15 protein-coding genes are annotated in these 16,380 nt (G+C 74.3%); 7 read left to right on the forward strand and 8 right to left on the reverse strand.

What is annotated here, in order from left to right:
- Positions 1 to 35: 35 nt before the first annotated feature.
- Genes ACF08B_RS16220 through ACF08B_RS16235 form a run of 4 tightly spaced genes read right to left on the reverse strand, consistent with a single transcriptional unit; the run spans position 36 to position 3,432 of the window.
- Positions 36 to 1,100 (reverse strand): NAD(P)H-dependent flavin oxidoreductase, encoded by a 1,065-nt coding sequence (locus tag ACF08B_RS16220; protein ID WP_392317924.1) that lies wholly within the window; start codon positions 1,098 to 1,100, stop codon positions 36 to 38.
- Positions 1,100 to 1,840, reverse strand: a complete 741-nt coding sequence (locus ACF08B_RS16225) for a CoA-transferase subunit beta (RefSeq protein ID WP_392317925.1) — start codon at positions 1,838 to 1,840, stop codon at positions 1,100 to 1,102. Before ACF08B_RS16225 ends, ACF08B_RS16220 begins: the two co-directional genes overlap by 1 nt.
- Positions 1,837 to 2,688 carry a CoA transferase subunit A gene (locus ACF08B_RS16230; protein ID WP_392317926.1) on the reverse strand — a complete coding sequence of 284 codons (852 nt, stop codon included), beginning with the start codon at positions 2,686 to 2,688 and terminating at the stop codon, positions 1,837 to 1,839. Before ACF08B_RS16230 ends, ACF08B_RS16225 begins: the two co-directional genes overlap by 4 nt.
- Positions 2,689 to 3,432 (reverse strand): enoyl-CoA hydratase family protein, encoded by a 744-nt coding sequence (locus ACF08B_RS16235; protein ID WP_392317927.1) that lies wholly within the window; start codon positions 3,430 to 3,432, stop codon positions 2,689 to 2,691.
- A gap of 100 nt (positions 3,433 to 3,532) precedes the next feature.
- Between ACF08B_RS16235 and ACF08B_RS16240 the strand changes: the two genes are divergently transcribed.
- Together ACF08B_RS16240 and ACF08B_RS16245 are read left to right on the forward strand one after the other, a co-directional pair.
- A complete protein-coding gene (locus tag ACF08B_RS16240) occupies positions 3,533 to 4,399 on the forward strand; it encodes an SDR family oxidoreductase (RefSeq protein ID WP_392317928.1) in 867 nt (288 codons plus the stop codon).
- Position 4,400: 1 nt separating this feature from the next.
- Positions 4,401 to 5,330: an SDR family oxidoreductase gene (locus tag ACF08B_RS16245; protein ID WP_392317929.1), complete on the forward strand. Its 930-nt coding sequence runs from the start codon at positions 4,401 to 4,403 to the stop codon at positions 5,328 to 5,330.
- Positions 5,331 to 5,418: 88 nt separating this feature from the next.
- Here the strand turns inward: ACF08B_RS16245 and ACF08B_RS16250 are convergent, their stop codons facing one another.
- From ACF08B_RS16250 to ACF08B_RS16260, 3 genes are read right to left on the reverse strand one after another with little or no spacing between them, the layout of a single operon-like run.
- Positions 5,419 to 5,898 (reverse strand): MarR family winged helix-turn-helix transcriptional regulator, encoded by a 480-nt coding sequence (locus ACF08B_RS16250; RefSeq protein WP_392317930.1) that lies wholly within the window; start codon positions 5,896 to 5,898, stop codon positions 5,419 to 5,421.
- 28 nt (positions 5,899 to 5,926) lie between these two features.
- A complete protein-coding gene (locus tag ACF08B_RS16255; protein ID WP_392317931.1) occupies positions 5,927 to 6,808 on the reverse strand; it encodes a hypothetical protein in 882 nt (293 codons plus the stop codon).
- Positions 6,809 to 6,861: 53 nt separating this feature from the next.
- Positions 6,862 to 8,622, reverse strand: a complete 1,761-nt coding sequence (locus ACF08B_RS16260; protein ID WP_392317932.1) for a beta-galactosidase family protein — start codon at positions 8,620 to 8,622, stop codon at positions 6,862 to 6,864.
- A gap of 143 nt (positions 8,623 to 8,765) precedes the next feature.
- On the opposite strand from ACF08B_RS16260, the gene ACF08B_RS16265 reads away from it, so the two are divergent.
- From ACF08B_RS16265 to pepN, 3 genes are all read left to right on the forward strand, one after another.
- Complete coding sequence (locus ACF08B_RS16265) at positions 8,766 to 9,662, forward strand: helix-turn-helix domain-containing protein (protein WP_392317933.1); 897 nt, start codon at positions 8,766 to 8,768, stop codon at positions 9,660 to 9,662.
- Between the two features lie 27 nt (positions 9,663 to 9,689).
- Positions 9,690 to 10,022: a chorismate mutase gene (locus tag ACF08B_RS16270; RefSeq protein WP_079192473.1), complete on the forward strand. Its 333-nt coding sequence runs from the start codon at positions 9,690 to 9,692 to the stop codon at positions 10,020 to 10,022.
- Positions 10,023 to 10,105: 83 nt separating this feature from the next.
- On the forward strand, positions 10,106 to 12,730 hold the full coding sequence (gene pepN, locus ACF08B_RS16275) for an aminopeptidase N (protein WP_392317934.1): 2,625 nt from the start codon (positions 10,106 to 10,108) through the stop codon (positions 12,728 to 12,730).
- A gap of 42 nt (positions 12,731 to 12,772) precedes the next feature.
- Here the strand turns inward: pepN and ACF08B_RS16280 are convergent, their stop codons facing one another.
- On the reverse strand, positions 12,773 to 13,357 hold the full coding sequence (locus ACF08B_RS16280) for a GNAT family N-acetyltransferase (RefSeq protein ID WP_392317935.1): 585 nt from the start codon (positions 13,355 to 13,357) through the stop codon (positions 12,773 to 12,775).
- A gap of 187 nt (positions 13,358 to 13,544) precedes the next feature.
- Between ACF08B_RS16280 and ACF08B_RS16285 the strand changes: the two genes are divergently transcribed.
- A complete protein-coding gene (locus ACF08B_RS16285) occupies positions 13,545 to 14,906 on the forward strand; it encodes a pyridoxal phosphate-dependent decarboxylase family protein (protein ID WP_392317936.1) in 1,362 nt (453 codons plus the stop codon).
- Positions 14,903 to 16,312 carry a lysine N(6)-hydroxylase/L-ornithine N(5)-oxygenase family protein gene (locus ACF08B_RS16290; RefSeq protein WP_392317937.1) on the forward strand — a complete coding sequence of 470 codons (1,410 nt, stop codon included), beginning with the start codon at positions 14,903 to 14,905 and terminating at the stop codon, positions 16,310 to 16,312. Before ACF08B_RS16285 ends, ACF08B_RS16290 begins: the two co-directional genes overlap by 4 nt.
- Positions 16,313 to 16,380 lie beyond the last annotated feature (68 nt).

Raw genomic sequence — 16,380 nt, forward strand, 5'->3', positions numbered from 1 at the left:
CCCCCCGGCGGGGGAGCCGCCCCGGGCGCCTCGGCTCACGCGCGCGTCGAAGCACCTCCCGTCCGGAGCGCACCGATGATCTCCCCGGCCTGCGCCATCATCCCGTCCACCAGCTCCGCGCACGACGGCAGATCGTCGATCACCCCGGCCACCTGGCCGGCCGCCATCACTCCGAGGTCCGTACGCCCCTCGACCATCGCCGACCTGAGCAGCATCGGCGTGTTCGCGGCCAGCAGCACCTGGCCCCAGGACAACTCCTTGCCGTGTCTCAGCGCGAGCCCGTCACGGACCAGCTGCCGCCAGCTCAGCCCCGACAGCCGCCGGTAACCCGCCGCCTCCCTAAGCGCCCGGGCGAAGGCACGCGCCCGGCCCGACCGCTCCAGCGCGTCCACCAGCTCCGTGCGCAGCATCCGGTGCGGCAGCCCGTCCACCGCGCGCGTCACCGTGACGTCCCGCACCGTCGCCGCCAGATACCTCGCCTTCACCGCGTCCGGCACCGTCGAGTCGGAGGTGAGCAGGAACCGCGTGCCCATCGCGACCCCGGCCGCCCCGTACGCCAGCGCCGCCACCAGCCCCCGCCCGTCGAAGAAACCGCCCGCCGCCACGACCGGTATCCGCACCGCGTCCACCACCTGCGGCAGCAGCACGCTCGTCGCCACCTCACCGGTGTGCCCGCCGCCCTCGCCGCCCTGCACGATCACCGCGTCCGCGCCCCACGCGGCCACCTTCTCGGCGTGCCGCCGCGCCCCGACGGACGGGACGACCACCACCCCGGCCTCCTTGAGCGCGGTGATCAGCTCACGTGAGGGGGCGAGGGCGAAGGAGGCCACCCGGACGCCCTCCTCCAGCATGATCCGCACCCGGTCGGCCGCGTCGCCCGCGTCGGCCCGGAGGTTCACCCCGAACGGCGCCCCGGTCCGCGACCTCACCTCCCGTACGGCCTCGCGCAGCTGGTCGAGCGTCATCGTCGCGGAGGCCAGGATGCCCAGGGCACCCGCGTTCGCCGCCGCCGAGACCAGCCTGGGCCCGGCCACCCACCCCATCCCGGTCTGCACGATCGGATGGCGGACCCCGACCAGCCGGGTGAGCGCGGTCTCCATCAGTCCCTCGCCCCCTCCGGCACCTCGCGTGCCCGGTCCCCGGCCGGATCCAGCACCTCACGGATCAGCCGCAGCTCCTCGGCCCCGGGCTCCCGGGTGAACGGCACGCGCTCCGGCACCGCGAGCGGGAAGCCCGTGGCCTCCCGCACCTGCTCCGGGCTCACCCCGGGATGCAGCGAGGCGAGCCGCATCGAGCGGTCCGGTGTCGAGAAGTCGAAGACCCCGAGATCGGAGACGACCCGGACGACACGGTGGAAGCGGGCCGTGGCGCCGAGCTCCGCCGCCCGGTCGTACCCCACCCCGCACACCATGTCCACGCGCTCCACGAACACCCGGCGCGAATGCCGGGGGACCCAGTAACTCGTCGGGTTGTTGAGCGTGTTGAGCGACGCCCCGCGCACCCCGAGGAGCTGCCGGCGGGGGTGCTCGAAGTCGCCGACGCAGGAGATGTTCTGGTTGCCGTACCGGTCGATCTGGCTCGCGCCCATCATCACGTGCCGGCGCCCGCCCGCCACCAGGGTCAGGTGCTGCTGGTAGGGCAGCCAGCCCTCGGGTGTGCCGTCCGGGCGGACCAGCAGCGCCTCGCCGTCGGTCAGCAGCAGATCGGGTGCGAAGGTGAGCCGCGCCAGCCGGGCCCCCAGCGAGGGGATCAGGCCCATCGGGCTCGCCAGGATCTCGCCGGCGCCCCGCCACGCCTCGGCGCAGGCGATCACGCAGTACTCGGCCCGGGTGACGCTCATCGCCCCTGCTCCTCGCGCCACTCGTGCACCGCGGTCCGGTACGCGTCCTCGTCCCGGCCGAGGAACCGCCCGGCGAACTCCGGCCACGGCGTGGACGCGTAGTACCGCTGGAACTCCTCGTCCCGCCCGTACTCCGGCGCGCAGGAGGTGAAGTGCGCGCCGTCGGGTGCCTCCACCACGCCGGTCACCGCGAGCCGCTTGAGGAGCAGCGAGTGCGGAGCCGCCTCCTTGGTCAGCTCGGCGGTGTCCACGATCCGTTCGCAGGAGACGTAGGCCGCGTCCGCCGCCTCGCAGAACAGGTCGTCGAAGTACGGGTCCGGGCCGAGGCACTGGCCGTTGCCCAGCCGGTCGGCGCGGTCGACGTGCACCAGGGCCGCGTCCAGCCGCAGGGCGGGCATGGCCACGAACGTCTCCCCGTCCTCGTAAGGCGAGGTGACCGTCCGCAGCCGCGGGTTGACCCGCATCACGTCCGAGCCGACCCCGGCCCGCACCGGCAGGAAGGGCAGCCGCTGTGCCGCCGCTCGGAGGCCCGACAGGAACATCCCCTCGTCCACCTCCGTGAGCCGGAGGCCGTCGCCCTCGCGTGCCGCCCGGTAGTGCGGCTCCAGCGGGATCGTGTCCAGCGTGACGAAGGCCGTGACCAGGTGGCCGATCCGGCCGGCCGCGGCCAGCATGCCGACGTCCGGGCCGCCGTACGAGACGACCGTCAGGTCCCTGATCCCGGACCGCAGCAGCGCACGGACGAGGGCCATCGGCTTGCGGCGCGACCCCCAGCCGCCGATGCCGAGCGTCATGCCGCTCTCCAGTCGTGCGACCACCTCGTCCGCGGTCATCGTCTTGTCGCCCATCTACGCGCCCTCCTTCCCGAACGTGTCGCGGATGTGGTCGGCCAGCCCGCTGAGATTGGCCTCGAAGGTGAAGCCCTGTTCGAAGCGGTAGCTGCGGCGCACGTCGACCGGATCGATGCCGTTGATGGCCGACTTGGCCATGCGCAGCAACCGCCCGTCCTTGGCGGCGATCTCCCCGGCCAGCTCCAGTGCCGCCGACGGCAGGTCCGCGCGCGGCACCACACGCCAGACGGAACCGTGCCCGTGCAGCTCGGCGGCGGTCGCTCTGCGCCCGGTGAAGTACAGCGCCCGCATCAGGTGCTGCGGGACCAGCCGGGCCAGATGGGTCGCGGCGCCCAGCGCGCCCCGGTCCAGCTCCGGCAGGCCGAAGGTGGCGTCCTCGCTCGCCACGATCGCGTCCGCGTTGCCCACCAGGCCTATCCCGCCGCCCAGGCAGAAGCCCTGCACCGCCGCGATCACCGGTGTCTCGCACTCGTAGACCGCGGCGAAGGCCTCGGCGCACCCCTGGTTGGCGCCGATCAGCGCCCGGCGGCCGGCCGTCTGTATCTCCTTGATGTCCACGCCCGCGTTGAAGCCGCGCCCCTCGGCGGCCAGCACGACGCACCGGACCCCCGGATCGCGGCCCGCCGCGCGGACGGCCTCGGCCAGCGCGAACCAGCCGGCCACCGGCAGCGCGTTCACCGGCGGGAAGTCGACCGTGACGAGCGAAATCCCCTTTTCCGGGGACGAGGTGGAGACACCCATGGACGCATCAGCTACCTTCGCACTCAACGCCTTTCCACCAAACATTTGTTAGGTGTGAGGCTTCGAAGCTAGCAGTCGGCGAAGACGAGCGGGAGAGCCTGTGGACAACTCGGCGGCGCACCCTGTGGACAGCTCGCTGCACGGCCGTACCGTCGTCGTCACCGGCGGCACCCGGGGCGTCGGCGCCGGGATCGCGCGGGCCTTCGCCGAAGCCGGGGCCAGGGTCCTGGCCTGTGCCCGCAGACCCCCCGAAGAGCCCCTGGAAGGTGTCGGGTTCACCGCGCTGGACCTGCGCGATCCGCCCGCCGTCCGCGCCTTCTTCGCCGCGCTGCCCCGCCTCGACGTGCTCGTCAACAACGCCGGCGGAACGCCGTACCGGCCGCTGATCGAGCCCGGTGCCGACGCCGTCGCGCTCGCCGAACGGCACGCGCGCATCGTCGAGCTGAACCTGATCACCCCGCTGACCGCGTCCCTCGCCGCCTACGAGCACCTGCGCCGCAGCCGCGGCTCGGTCGTGATGGTCGGCAGCGTCAGCGGAGCGCGCCCCTCGCCGGGTACGGCCGCCTACGGCGCGGCCAAGGCGGGCCTCGCCGGGCTGGCCGCCTCGATGGCCGTGGAGTGGGCGCCGGAGGTCCGCGTCAACACGCTCGTGGTCGGGATGGTCCGCACCGAACTGGCCCATCTCCACTACGGCGGCCCCGACGGTCTCGCCGCCGTCTCCCGCACCGTTCCGCTGGGCCGGCTGGCCGCCCCCGCCGACGTGGGCGCCGCCGCGGTCTTCCTCGCCTCCGACGCGGCCGCGTACATCAGCGGGGCGAGCCTTCAGGTCCACGGAGGCGGCGAACGGCCCGCGTTCCTGGACGCGGCGGCCGTCGGTACGACCGAGCGGCCGGACGGCCGGGAAGCGGCCGGCGAGGCCGCCGGACACCCCGCGACGGATGCCTCGACCACACCCCTGGAGGGCTGAGATGGACGATGACGAATCGGCCGGGACGGGCGGGATCTGCGACGGGCGGGTCGTCGTGGTCACCGGAGCGGGCCGCGGGCTCGGCCGCGCCCATGCGCTGGCCTTCGCGGCCGAGGGGGCGCGGGTCGTCGTCAACGATCTCGGTGTCGGTCTCGACGGCCGCCCCGGACCGGACGGCCCCGCGGCCCGGGTGGTCGAGGAGATCCGGGCCGCGGGCGGTGAGGCGGTCGCGCACGGCGGCGACATCGCCACCGGCGCGGGTGCCGAGTCCCTGATCCGGACCGCCGTGGAGACGTACGGCCGGCTCGACACCCTCGTCGGCAACGCCGGATTCCTGCGCGACCGGATGCTGGTCAACCTCGACGAGGACGACTGGGACGCGGTGATCCGCGTCCATCTCAAGGGCCACTTCCTGTCCCTGAAGCACGCCGCCGTCCACTGGCGGGCCGAGGCCAGGGCGGGGCGCACTCCGGCGGCCCGGGTGGTGCACACCAGCAGCGGGGCCGGCCTGCTGGGCTCGGTCGGCCAGGCGAACTACAGCGCGGCCAAGGCCGGGATCGTGGGCCTCACCCTCGTCGCGGCGGCCGAACTGGCCCGCTACGGCGTGCAGGTCAACGCCGTCGCCCCGGCCGCCCGCACCCGGATGACGGAACGCACCTTCGCCGCGGCCATGGCGGCGCCGGCCGACGGTTTCGACGCCATGGCGCCGGAGAACGTCTCCCCGCTCGTGGTCTGGCTCGGCTCGGCCGCGAGCGCCGGTGTCACCGGCCGGGTGTTCGAGGCGGAGGGCGGCCGGATCACCGTCATGGAGGGCTGGCGGCCCGGCCCCACCGCCGACAAGGGGGCGCGGTGGACACCGGCCGGGGCGGGGGAGCTGGCACGCGAACTGCTGTCGGCCGCAAAACCGCCCGGGGCGGTCTACGGGGCCTAGCGGCAAAGCCGGCGGCCCATGAAGGGCGCGGTCGGCCGTGCGGGTGGCGCGATCGGCCGGTCAGGGGTGGCCGGTCAGGAGTGGTCCGTCACGAAGGCGGCGCGGTCAGCCGGGCCGCCGCCGCGCGCTGGCGTTCGTCCATGACCGACAGGAACCGGATCACGGTCTCCAGTTCGCCGGTGTCGAACTCCGCGCAGGCCTCGGCGACCTCCCGCGCCCAGTCGTCGAGGAAACTGGCCGGCCCGGCGGGCTCCTCCTCGTTCAGCTCGACGACCACCCGGCGCCTGTCCGTCGGGTGCTTGACCCGCCGGACGAAGCCCTTGGCCTCCAGGCGGTCGAGCAGACCGGTGACGGAGGCGGGGGCGAGACCGGTCAGCCCGGCCAGGTCCTTGGCGGTCAGCGGGCCCTCGCGCCGCAGGTGGTCGAGGGTCCGCACCTCCGTCGCGTTCAGTCCCCGCCGCGCGGCGAGGGCCGAGTGCAACATCACCGTCACCGCGCCGTGGGCCCGCCCCACCTCCACGAGCCGCCGCAGAACCTCCGCGCGCTCCGCCCCGTCCCGCTTCGTCATGAGCCCAGGCTAACGAGGACCGGCCGGCCTACGTGTCGCACTCCAGCACCGTCCGGCACAGCCCGCACCGCGCGCGGACCCGCCCCCGTACCGGCACCCTGATCCGCTGGTGGCAGGTCGGGCACGGGAACGACACACGGAGCTGTCCGGCGGGGTCGGGGGCGAAGGCGTAGGGCGCCGTCGGCCGGACCCCCGAGGTGTGCCGGCGGTCGTGGGCGTAGCGGCGTCGGCCCGCCCAGCCCGCCGCGGTCAGCGGCGGCTGCTGCTCGTCCCGGCGGGCCAGGGCCATGCCCTCGCCGTAGGCGGTGTAGGCCTGCGGGCTGGTGAACCACACCGAGGGGTCCTCGTCGAAGAGCAGCGCCCGCTTGGCCAGGACGTAACCGAACTCCTCCGGGGTGAGGTAGCCCAGCTTCTGCGAGGAGACCCCGTCCTCCCGGAAGGCGTCCAGCAGCAGCCAGCCCGCGCCGAGGTAGGCCGTCACCGTGTCCGTGAGGATCTCGTTCTCGGCCGTGGTGGGGAACGACAGGTCCAGGCGGTGCAGGTAGACGTGGGCCACCTCGTGGGCGAGCGCCGCGCCGATGTCCCTGCGATGGGTGCGGAAGCGGTCGTTCAGCTCGACGAAGTACTCGGGCCCCGCCGTCAGTTCGACGTTCGCCGCATGGGTCATCTCCCGGAAGCAGACGACCAGCCGGGCGTCCGGCAGCCGGAAGTGCCGCACCATCTCGTGGGCGACGCGCTGCGCCCCCAGGTGCAGGTCGTCGGTGTCGCAGAAGGCCACGTCGGCGGGGGCCACGCTGGTCGAGAACGTCTGGACGCTGTCCCGGGACAGCCGCCGGTAGAGCGCCGTGATCGCGGCCCGCACCGTCTCCAGGTGCGGGTAGCCGTGCTGGACCGGTCCGCCGTTCGCCACGTCCGCACCCCCAAAGACGCCCGGACTCCACTGTAAGGGCGGCGCCCGGCCGGTCACACGGGCAGCAGGTGGGGCGCCGGCCGTTCCTGGCCGGTCCGCTGGAGCTCCAGCAGCCACACCTCGTTCTCGCCCTCGCGCAGCACCGGCCCGGGGACGTACAGGGACCGCTGCGGACCGACCGACCAGTAGCGGCCCAGGCCGAAGCCGTTGATCCAGGCGAAGCCGCGCGTCCAGCCCGGCAGTTCGAGCCGGGCGTCCCCCGCCCCGCGGACGGTGACCGTGCCCCGGTACAGCCCCGCCGCGCCGGCACCCGCCTCGGGCACGGGACCGAAGGCCACCCGTCCGACCCCGTCGGCGAAGGCGTCGAGATCCAGCCCGCGCGCGCGTGTCCCGTGCAGGTACTGCCGCTCGTGCAGGACACCCCCGGTGATGCCCTTGGGCTCACCCGAGCGCGGCCCGTAGTTCACCCGGCCCAGGGACTCCACCCACAGCTCCACGCGCGCGGGGCCCGCCACCGGCTCCTGAAGCCGCGGCTCCTCCTCCGTGAGCACCCCGGCCCACTCGCCGTCGACGTACACCGTGGCGAGGTCCCGCAGGCCCCGCACGGTCAGCGGGTACGGCTGCCGCGGCCCCGGCACGTCCACCGCGTACCGGACGAGCCCCCGGGTGATCCCGAGATCCTCGAAGGAGGGCGGCACCGGCGTCACGGTCTCCGCGCCGCCCAGCGCCTCCAGTACGCCGTCCAGACCCGCCCAGCCGGTGAGCGCGGCCTCGGCCGGTGCGCCCAGGGGAGCCGGCCGCGGCGGAGGTCCGGGCAGCGGGGCGTCGGCGTACGCGGCCAGCACCTCCCTGAAGCGCCGGAACTTCTCCGTGGGCCGGCCGTACTCGTCCACGGGGGCGTCGTAGTCGTACGACGTCACGTCCGGCTCCAGCGGGCCCTCGTGCAGGTCCCCGCCGCGGTTGGCCCCCGCCCAGCCGCCGAAGCTCGTCCCGCCGTGCGCCATGTAGAGGTTCACCGACGCCCCGCACTCCAGGATCTCCCGCAGGGCCCCCGCGGCCTCCCCGGGGTCCCGCACCACCTGCTCGCCGGCCCAGTGGTCGAACCAGCCGCACCAGAACTCCATGCACATCAGCGGGCCCGCCGGCCGGTGACGGCGCAGCGTCGCGAAGGCCTCGCGCGCGTGGGAGCCGAAGTTCACCGTGGCGAGCACACCGGGCAGCGAGCCGCCGGTCAGCATGTGGTCCTCCGGGCCGTCCGAGGTGAACAGCGGGGCCGTGACACCCTCGGCGCGCAGCAGCGCGGCCAGCTCCGCCAGGTAGCCGGCGTCGCTGCCGTAGCTGCCGTACTCGTTCTCCACCTGCACCATCAGCACCGGGCCGCCACGGTCCACCTGCCGGGGGACGATCTCGGGCAGCAGCCGCTGGAACCAGCTCCGGACGTGCCGGAGGAAACGTTCGTCACGGGTACGCGCGCGTGCGCCGAGCTCACCCGTCACCCACGCCGGCAGCCCGCCGTTCTCCCACTCGGCGCAGATGTACGGCCCCGGCCGCACGATCGCCCACAGGCCCGCCTCCCGCACCGCGTCCAGGAACCGGCCGACCGCCCCCACGTCCCGGTGACGCCCCGGAGCTGGCTCGTGCAGGTTCCACGGCACGTACGTCTCCACGCAGTTCAGGCCCATCGCCCGCAGCATCGCCAGCCGGTGCCGCCACTGCCCCTCGTGCACCCGGAAGTAGTGCAGCGCCCCCGACAGCAGCCGCACCGGCCGCCCGTCCAGCAGGAAGTCCGATTCCCCCACCGTGAATGCGCTCATGCGTCCGCTCCCGCCCCCACCTCGCCCACGCGCCCCAGCCTCGGCCCTGGCGGCGCTCGGCGCCATGGACGAAGATCGGCGCTGCTTGGACAAAAATCCGCCGGGACGGAGATCCACCGCCGCCGACGCCGGGAGGAGCATCGATGTACCAGACCTGGATGCGGTTCTTCAGCCCCGGCCCCGCCCACCACCGGCTCGGACTGGTCTGCCTCGGCGTCGGCCTCCAGCACGGCCCGCTGCCCACCGTCGGCCCGCGCACCCTCGACCACCACGTGGCCGTCGTGATCAGCTCCGGCGGCGGCTGGTACCGGGGCGCCGACGGCCGCCGCACCACCGTCACCGCGCCCGCCCTGCTCTGGCTCACCCCGGGCGTGCCCCACCACTACGCCCCCGATCCGGACACCGGCTGGGACGAGGGCTTCGTCGACTTCGCCGGACCCGCCACCCCCACGTACACCGAACTGGGCTACATCGAGCCCGAGCGGCCCGTCGTCCCGCTCTCCGACGCCTCCGGACCCCGCCGGGTCGTCGCCCGCATCGCCCGCGCCGCCCGGCGCGGCAACCCCCTGCTGGAGGTGGAGACCGGCGCGGCCGTGCACGAGCTGCTCGTCGCCCTGCGCCGCGCCCGCGCGGACCTCGCCCCCGACGGCGACCAGGTACTGGAGGCGCTGGCCCGCGACGCCTGCATGCCCCTCACCGTCGCCGGCCACGCCGCCCGGCACGGCATGACCACCGCCGAACTGCGCGGCGCGGTCCGCCGGGCCGCCGGATGCAGCCCCAAGGACTACCTCCTCGGCATCCGCCTCGGACGCGCCAAGGAACTCCTCGCCGCCACCGAACTCTCCGTCGCCGCCGTCGCCCGCCGCGTGGGCTACGACGACCCCGCCTACTTCTCCCGGCTGTTCACCCGCCGCGTCGGCCTCGCCCCCGTCCGCTTCCGCGCCCAGCAGGGCCGCAGCGTCCCCGGCGGCTGGAGCGACCGCGTCCCCGACCCCGGCGATCCCCCGATGATCCACTCTCCGGACACTCCCCGGGGATGATCCGGCGAACGCATAGGGTGGACGCCCATGACCACCAGCAACACCGGCACCGGTGACGTGGACCCCGAGGTCCGCCAGGAACTGGCACGGCTGCGCGACAGCATCGACAACATCGACGCGGCCGTCGTCCACATGCTCGCCGAGCGTTTCAAGGCCACCCAGCAGGTCGGCAGGCTCAAGGCCGTGCACCAGCTGCCGCCCGCCGACCCGGCGCGCGAGGCCCGGCAGATCGAGCGGCTGCGCCGCCTCGCCGAGAACGCCAAACTCGACCCCGCGTTCGCCGAGAAGTTCCTGAACTTCATCATCGCCGAGGTGATCCGGCACCACGAGCGCATCGCCGAGGACACCCACGGCCGCTGATCCGCGAGGGGCACGGGTCGGACAAAAGCCGTGTACCGGCCCGCCCCTGTGCGTTGCCGGTCCCATCAGGCAGCATGGCCTGCATGTCCGTACTCACGCGCGATGAGGCGCAGCTCCGAGCACAGTTCCTCGACGTCCACCGCTACACCGTCGAACTGGATCTCACCACCGGTGAGGACACCTTCGGCTCCCGCACCGTGATCCGCTTCACCACGCGGTCCGACGGGGACACGTTCGTCGAGCTCAAGCCCGCCGAGCTGCGCGACGTCACGCTGGACGGGCAGCCCCTCGACCCGGACTCGCTGCACGACGGACGGCTTCCGCTGACCGGCCTCACCGCGGGCGCGCACGAACTGCGCGTCGACGCGGTCATGCGCTACTCCCGCACCGGCGAGGGCATGCACCGCTTCACCGACCCCAGCGACGGTGAGACGTACGTCTACACACAGATGTTCATGGACGACGTCCAGCGGGTCTTCGCCGCCTTCGACCAGCCCGACCTGAAGGCCGTCTTCGAGGTCGCCGTGCAGGCACCCGAGGGCTGGACCGTGCTCGCCAACGGCGTCACCGAGCAGCGCGCCGACGGCGTCTGGCAGGCCGCGCCCACCCCGACGATCTCCACCTACCTCGTCGCCGTCGCCGCCGGCCCCTGGCACTCGGTCCACTCCGAGCACCGCGGACTGCCCTTCGGCCTCCACTGCCGCCGCTCCCTCGCACCGCACCTCGACGCCGACGCCGACGAAATCCTCGACGTCACGCGCGCGTGCTTCGACCGCTACCACGAGAAGTTCGAGGAGCCCTACCCCTTCGACTCCTACGACCAGGCGTTCGTCCCCGAGTTCAACGCCGGCGCCATGGAGAACCCGGGACTGGTCACCTTCCGCGACGACTTCGTCTACCGCTCGGCCGTCACCGACACCGAGCGGCAGACCCGCGCCATGGTCATCGCCCACGAGATGGCCCACATGTGGTTCGGCGACCTCGTCACCCTCAAGTGGTGGGACGACATCTGGCTGAACGAGTCCTTCGCCGAGTACATGGGCTACCAGACCACCGCCGAGGCCACCCGGTTCACCGGCCCCTGGACCGAGTTCGGCGTCACCCGCAAGCCCTGGGGCTACGACGCCGACCAGCGGCCCACCACCCACCCGGTGGCCCCCGAGGCCGTCGACGACACCGCCTCCGCGCTCCTCAACTTCGACGGCATCTCCTACGCCAAGGGCGCCTCCGCGCTGCGCCAGCTCGCCGCCTGGCTCGGCGAGAAGGACTTCCTCGCCGGCATCAACACCCACTTCGCCCGGCACAAGTTCGGCAACGCCACCCTCGCCGACTTCATCGACTCCCTCGCCTCGGCCACCGACCGCGACGTCCACGCCTGGGCCGACAGCTGGCTGCGCACCACCGGCGTCGACACGCTCACGCCCGTCATCGCCGCCGCCGACGGCACCTGCACGCTGGCCGTCGACCGCGCCGGCAGCCGCCCGCACCGCCTCACCGCCGGCCTCTACGACCACGACCTCGCCGACGAGGGCCGCCTCGTGCTCCGCGAACGCCTGGACCTCGACGTCCCCCAGGCCGCCCCGCAGCCCATCGGTAAGCGTCCCGCGCTGCTCCTGCTCAACGACGGCGACCTCACCTACGCCAAGGTCCGCTTCGACGACCATTCCTTCGACGCGCTGCGCACCGGGCTGTCCGGCCTGCCCGACCCGCTCACCCGCGCGATCGCCTGGAACGCCCTGCGCGACGCCGTACGCGACGGCGAACTCCCGCCCGCCGCCTACCTGGAGACGGCCCGCGCCCATCTCCCGCACGAGACCGACCTGGCCCTCGTCCAGGGCGTCCTCGGCTTCGCCTCCGGGCAGATCGCCGACCAGTACCTGGCACCCGAGGACCGCCCGGCCGCGCTGGCCACGCTCACCTCCCTCTGCCGCGACCTGCTGCGGCGCACCGAGGACGGCGACAACCCCGGTCTGCGCCTGATCGCCGTACGGCACCTGATCGACGTGGCCGCCCACCCCGACACCATCGCCGCCTGGCTCGCCGACGGCACGGTGCCCGGCGGACCGGAACTCGACCCCGACCTGCGCTGGCGCGTCCTCGCCCGGCTCGCCGTGCTCGGCGCCACCGACGAGGCGGCCATCGCCGCCGAGCTGGACCGCGACCCGAGCGCCACCGGCCAGGAGGGCGCCGCCCGCTGCCGCGCCGCCCTGCCCGACCCGGAGGCCAAGCGCGCCGCCTGGGAGGCGATGTTCACCGGCGACGACCTGTCCAACTACCTGTTCACGGCCACCGCCCAGGGCTTCTGGAAGCCCGAACAGGCCGAGCTGGTACGGGAGTACGTGCCGCGCTTCTACGAGGCCGCGGTCCCCGTCGCCGCCCGCCGCGGCCCCGCCATCGCCGTCGCCGCCGGCCGCTTCGCCTTCCCGGCCCACGCCGTCGACGCCGACCATGTCCGCCTGGGTGAGGCCTGCCTGCTCGACGCCGGCCTCACCCCGGCCCTGCGCCGCACCCTCGCCGACCGCCTCGACGACCTGTCCCGCGCCCTCCGGGTGCGCGACGGACGGGGCCCGGGCGACGAGGGGGCCGAGACCCCGGCGACGGCCGGCACCCCCGAGAAGCGCGACAAGGCCAAGAAGAGCGACAAGAGCGACAAGAGCGAGAAGGCCAAGAAGGGGAAGGGCGAGGGGAAGACGGACCAGGAGGCGTAACGGCGAGGCGGCGGGCGCGGCCGCTCCCGGCCCGCCCGCGGCTCACAGCCGCGCCCCCTCACCCGGCCCGCCCGCGGCCTCGGCCCCGGCGGGCCGCAGAACCGCCCGCCGTACGCCCGCCCCGCGCGGGCCCGGGCGCCGGCCGGCCGGATCCGGCCGTGCCGCCGGAACGGCGTCCAGGGTGAACCCGAGCCGCCGCAGGAAGCGTTCACCGGGGGCCCAGCCGGGCGGCACCGTGGCCGTCACCACCGTGCCGCCCCCCGCCAGGGCCAGCAGGGAAGCGGCCAGCGCCCGGCCGAGGCCGCGCCCCCGCGCCCACGGCGCCAGCAGGAACAGGCCCACCGCCACGGCACCCGGCTCCGGATGGTTCCGCACGGCGTCCACCACGCCCGCGACCACCCCGTCCCGCTCCAGCACCAGCAGCACCTTGTCCTCGGGGTCCGCGCCCTCCGGCAGCGCGTAGAACAGGCTCTGCACGTCACCCGGCCCCGACGGCAGCCCCGTCGCCGCCACGAACCAGTCCTCGCACTCCTCGAACAGGGTGAGCAGCGGCCCCTCGTCCGCCGGGCCGAGTTCGCGCACCAGCACCCGCTCACCGGGCACGTCGATCATCCACGCGTCAACCATCCGACCGACGTTAGCGCGCGGTGCCACCTCCCCCACACGTTTTCCTCGCACGGCAGTACCCACTTTCGGGTACTGATCCCCGGGCTTTCGGGACGCGGGGCACCCTTCCCGTACAAGCTGGAAACCGCGTACGGAAACGTCCGTGCCGAAGCCTCCGCACCCCGTTCCCGCGCCCCGGAGGAAACCCATGAGCACGGCGCCGCCCCTCGCCTCGGGACCCGACGGCCCCGACGCCCTGCGGCCGCTCCTCGACACCGTCCTCGACGCGCTCGCGGCCGGCGGCCGGGCGCGCGGCGGACCACTGCCCGCCGGCGGACCGGAGGCCGTCGCCGCCCGCCTCGCCGACACCCTCGGGGACGTCCTCCCGGACGACGGCGACCCCGACGCCCTGCGCGCCCTCGTGCACGCGCTCGCCGCGGGCGCCGCCGACCCCGCCGACCCGCTGTGCGCCGCCCATCTGCACTGCCCGCCGCTGGCCGTGGCCACCGCCGCAGACCTCGCCGTGAGCGCCCTGAACCCCTCCCTGGACTCCTGGGACCAGGCCCCGGCCGCCTCCGCCCTGGAAGCCGCGGTCACCCGCGCCCTCGCCCACACCGCCGGCCTCGCCGACGCCCTCGTCACCACCGGCGGCACCGAGTCCAACCAGCTCGCCCTGCTCCTCGCCCGCGAGGCGCACGGCAGCGGCCTGCGACTGGTCTGCGGAGCGGGCGCCCACCACTCGCTGCCGCGCGCCGCCTGGCTGCTCGGCCTGCCCGACCCGGTCGTCGTCCCGGCGCCGGACGGCATCCTCGACCCGGCCGCGCTGCACCACGTCCTCACCGGGCTCACCGGGCCCCTCCTGGTCGCCGCCACCGCCGGCACCACCGACGCCGGCCTCATCGACCCGCTCCCCGAGATCGCCGGGCTGTGCACCGCCCACGGTGCCCGCCTGCACGTCGACGCCGCCTACGGCGGAGGCCTCCTCTTCAGCGACCGGCACCGTGACAAGCTCGCCGGACTCGAAGCCGCCCACACCGTCACCCTCGACCTGCACAAACTCGGCTGGCAGCCGGTCGCCGCCGGCCTCCTCGCCGTCGCCCGCCCCCGCGAACTCGCCGCCCTCCACCAGCGCGCCGACTACCTCAACGCCGACGACGACACCGAGGCCGGATACCCCGACCTGCTCGACCGCTCACTGCGCACCACCCGCCGCCCCGACATCCTCAAGATCGCCGTCACCCTGAAGACCCTGGGCCGCAGCGGACTGGGCGCCCTGGTCGACCAGGTGTGCGCCCGCGCCCGCGAGTTCGCGGCCCTCGTCCACACGCACCCCGGCTTCGAGCTGTACGGCCGGCCCGTGATCAGCACCGTCCTGTTCCGGCCCGCCGGCGCCGACGACGACACCGTGGCCGCCGTACGCCGCGGGCTGCTGGAGGAGGGCCGGGCGGTCCTCGGCCGTGCCCGCCTCGGCGGCCGCCTCTGGCTCAAGGCCACCCTCCTCAACCCCCACACCGGGCCGGACGAACTGGCCCAGCTCCTCGAACTCGCAGAAAGAACGACCACCGGATGACCACCCCCGCGCGCCACGAACCCACATCCCCCCGCGACCTGGTCGGCATCGGCATCGGCCCGTGCAACCTCTCCCTCGCCGCCCTCGCCCACCCGCTCGCCGAACTCGACGCCGTCTTCTACGAACAGCGCCCCGGCTTCGACTGGCACCCCGGCCTGCTCATCGACGGCGCCACCATCCAGGTGCCCTTCCTCGCCGACCTGGTGACGCTCGCCGACCCCACCAGCCCCTGGAGCTTCCTGAACTACCTCAGGAACCGCGAGCGGCTCTTCCCCTTCTACTTCGCCGAGCACTTCCACATCCAGCGCGCCGAGTACGACGCCTACTGTCGCTGGGTCGCACAGAGCCTCCCCGGGCTGCGCTTCGGCCACCAGGTCGACGCCGTCCGCTGGAACCCCGAACGGGACGTGTTCGAGGTCGACTTCACCCAGCTCGACGCCGACGGCGAGGCCGAGGCCCTCGGCCGCACCCACACCCGCAACATCGTCCTCGGCGTCGGCACCGTCCCGCACGTGCCCGACCCGCTCAAGCCCCTGGTGGACGCGCCCGGCGTGCCCGTCGTCCACGCGGCCGACTACCTCGCCCACCGCGACACCGTCCTCGCCGCCGGCCACGTCACCGTCGTCGGCTCCGGACAGTCCGGCGCCGAGATCTTCCTCGACCTGCTGCGGCACCGCGCGCCCGGCCGCGAGAAACTGCACTGGATCGGCCGCAGCGAGGCGTTCGCGCCGATGGAGTACTCCAAACTCGGCCTGGAGCACTTCACACCCGACTACACCCGCTACTTCCACGCCCTCGCCGAGCCGGTCCGCGACCGTCTGGTGGCCGCCCAGTGGCAGCTGCACAAGGGCATCGACGCGGGCACCCTCGCCGCCATCCACGACGAGCTGTACCGGCGCACCCTCGACGGGGGCTGGCCCGACACCGTCCTCACCCCCGGCGTCCAGGTCCGCACGGCTGGCCGGATCGCGACCACGAAGGTCGAACTCCACCTGGAGCACCTCCAGCAGGGCAGCCGCTCCCGGCTCACCACCGACGCGGTCGTCCTCGCCACCGGCTACCGCGAGCGCTCCCTCGACCGCATCCTCGCCGGACTCGACCCCTACATGCGCCGGGACGGCAGCGAACGCCCGCGCATCGACGAGGAGTTCCGGCTCGTCCTCGACCCCTCGGTGACCGGATCGATCCACGTGCAGAACGCCGAGCTGCACACCCACGGCGTCGGCGCCCCCGACCTCGGCCTCGCCGCCTGGCGCAGTGCCACCATCCTCAACACGCTCACCGGCAAGGAGACGTACCCGCTGCCCACCCGGACGGCCTTCACCAGCTTCGGCCTCGACGACGCCCGCGCCCGCGTGCCGAAGGCCCGCCCGGTACGGCAGCTGACCCCGCTCGTCGACGGCTGACCGCCCGTGCGGGCGGTGCGCGGCACGCAAACGGCGCCGGCGCTCGCGCAGGCGAGCGCCGACGCCGT

Source organism: Streptomyces sp. NPDC015139, assembly GCF_043079785.1.
In the GTDB taxonomy this organism is placed as follows: domain Bacteria; phylum Actinomycetota; class Actinomycetes; order Streptomycetales; family Streptomycetaceae; genus Streptomyces; species Streptomyces albidocamelliae.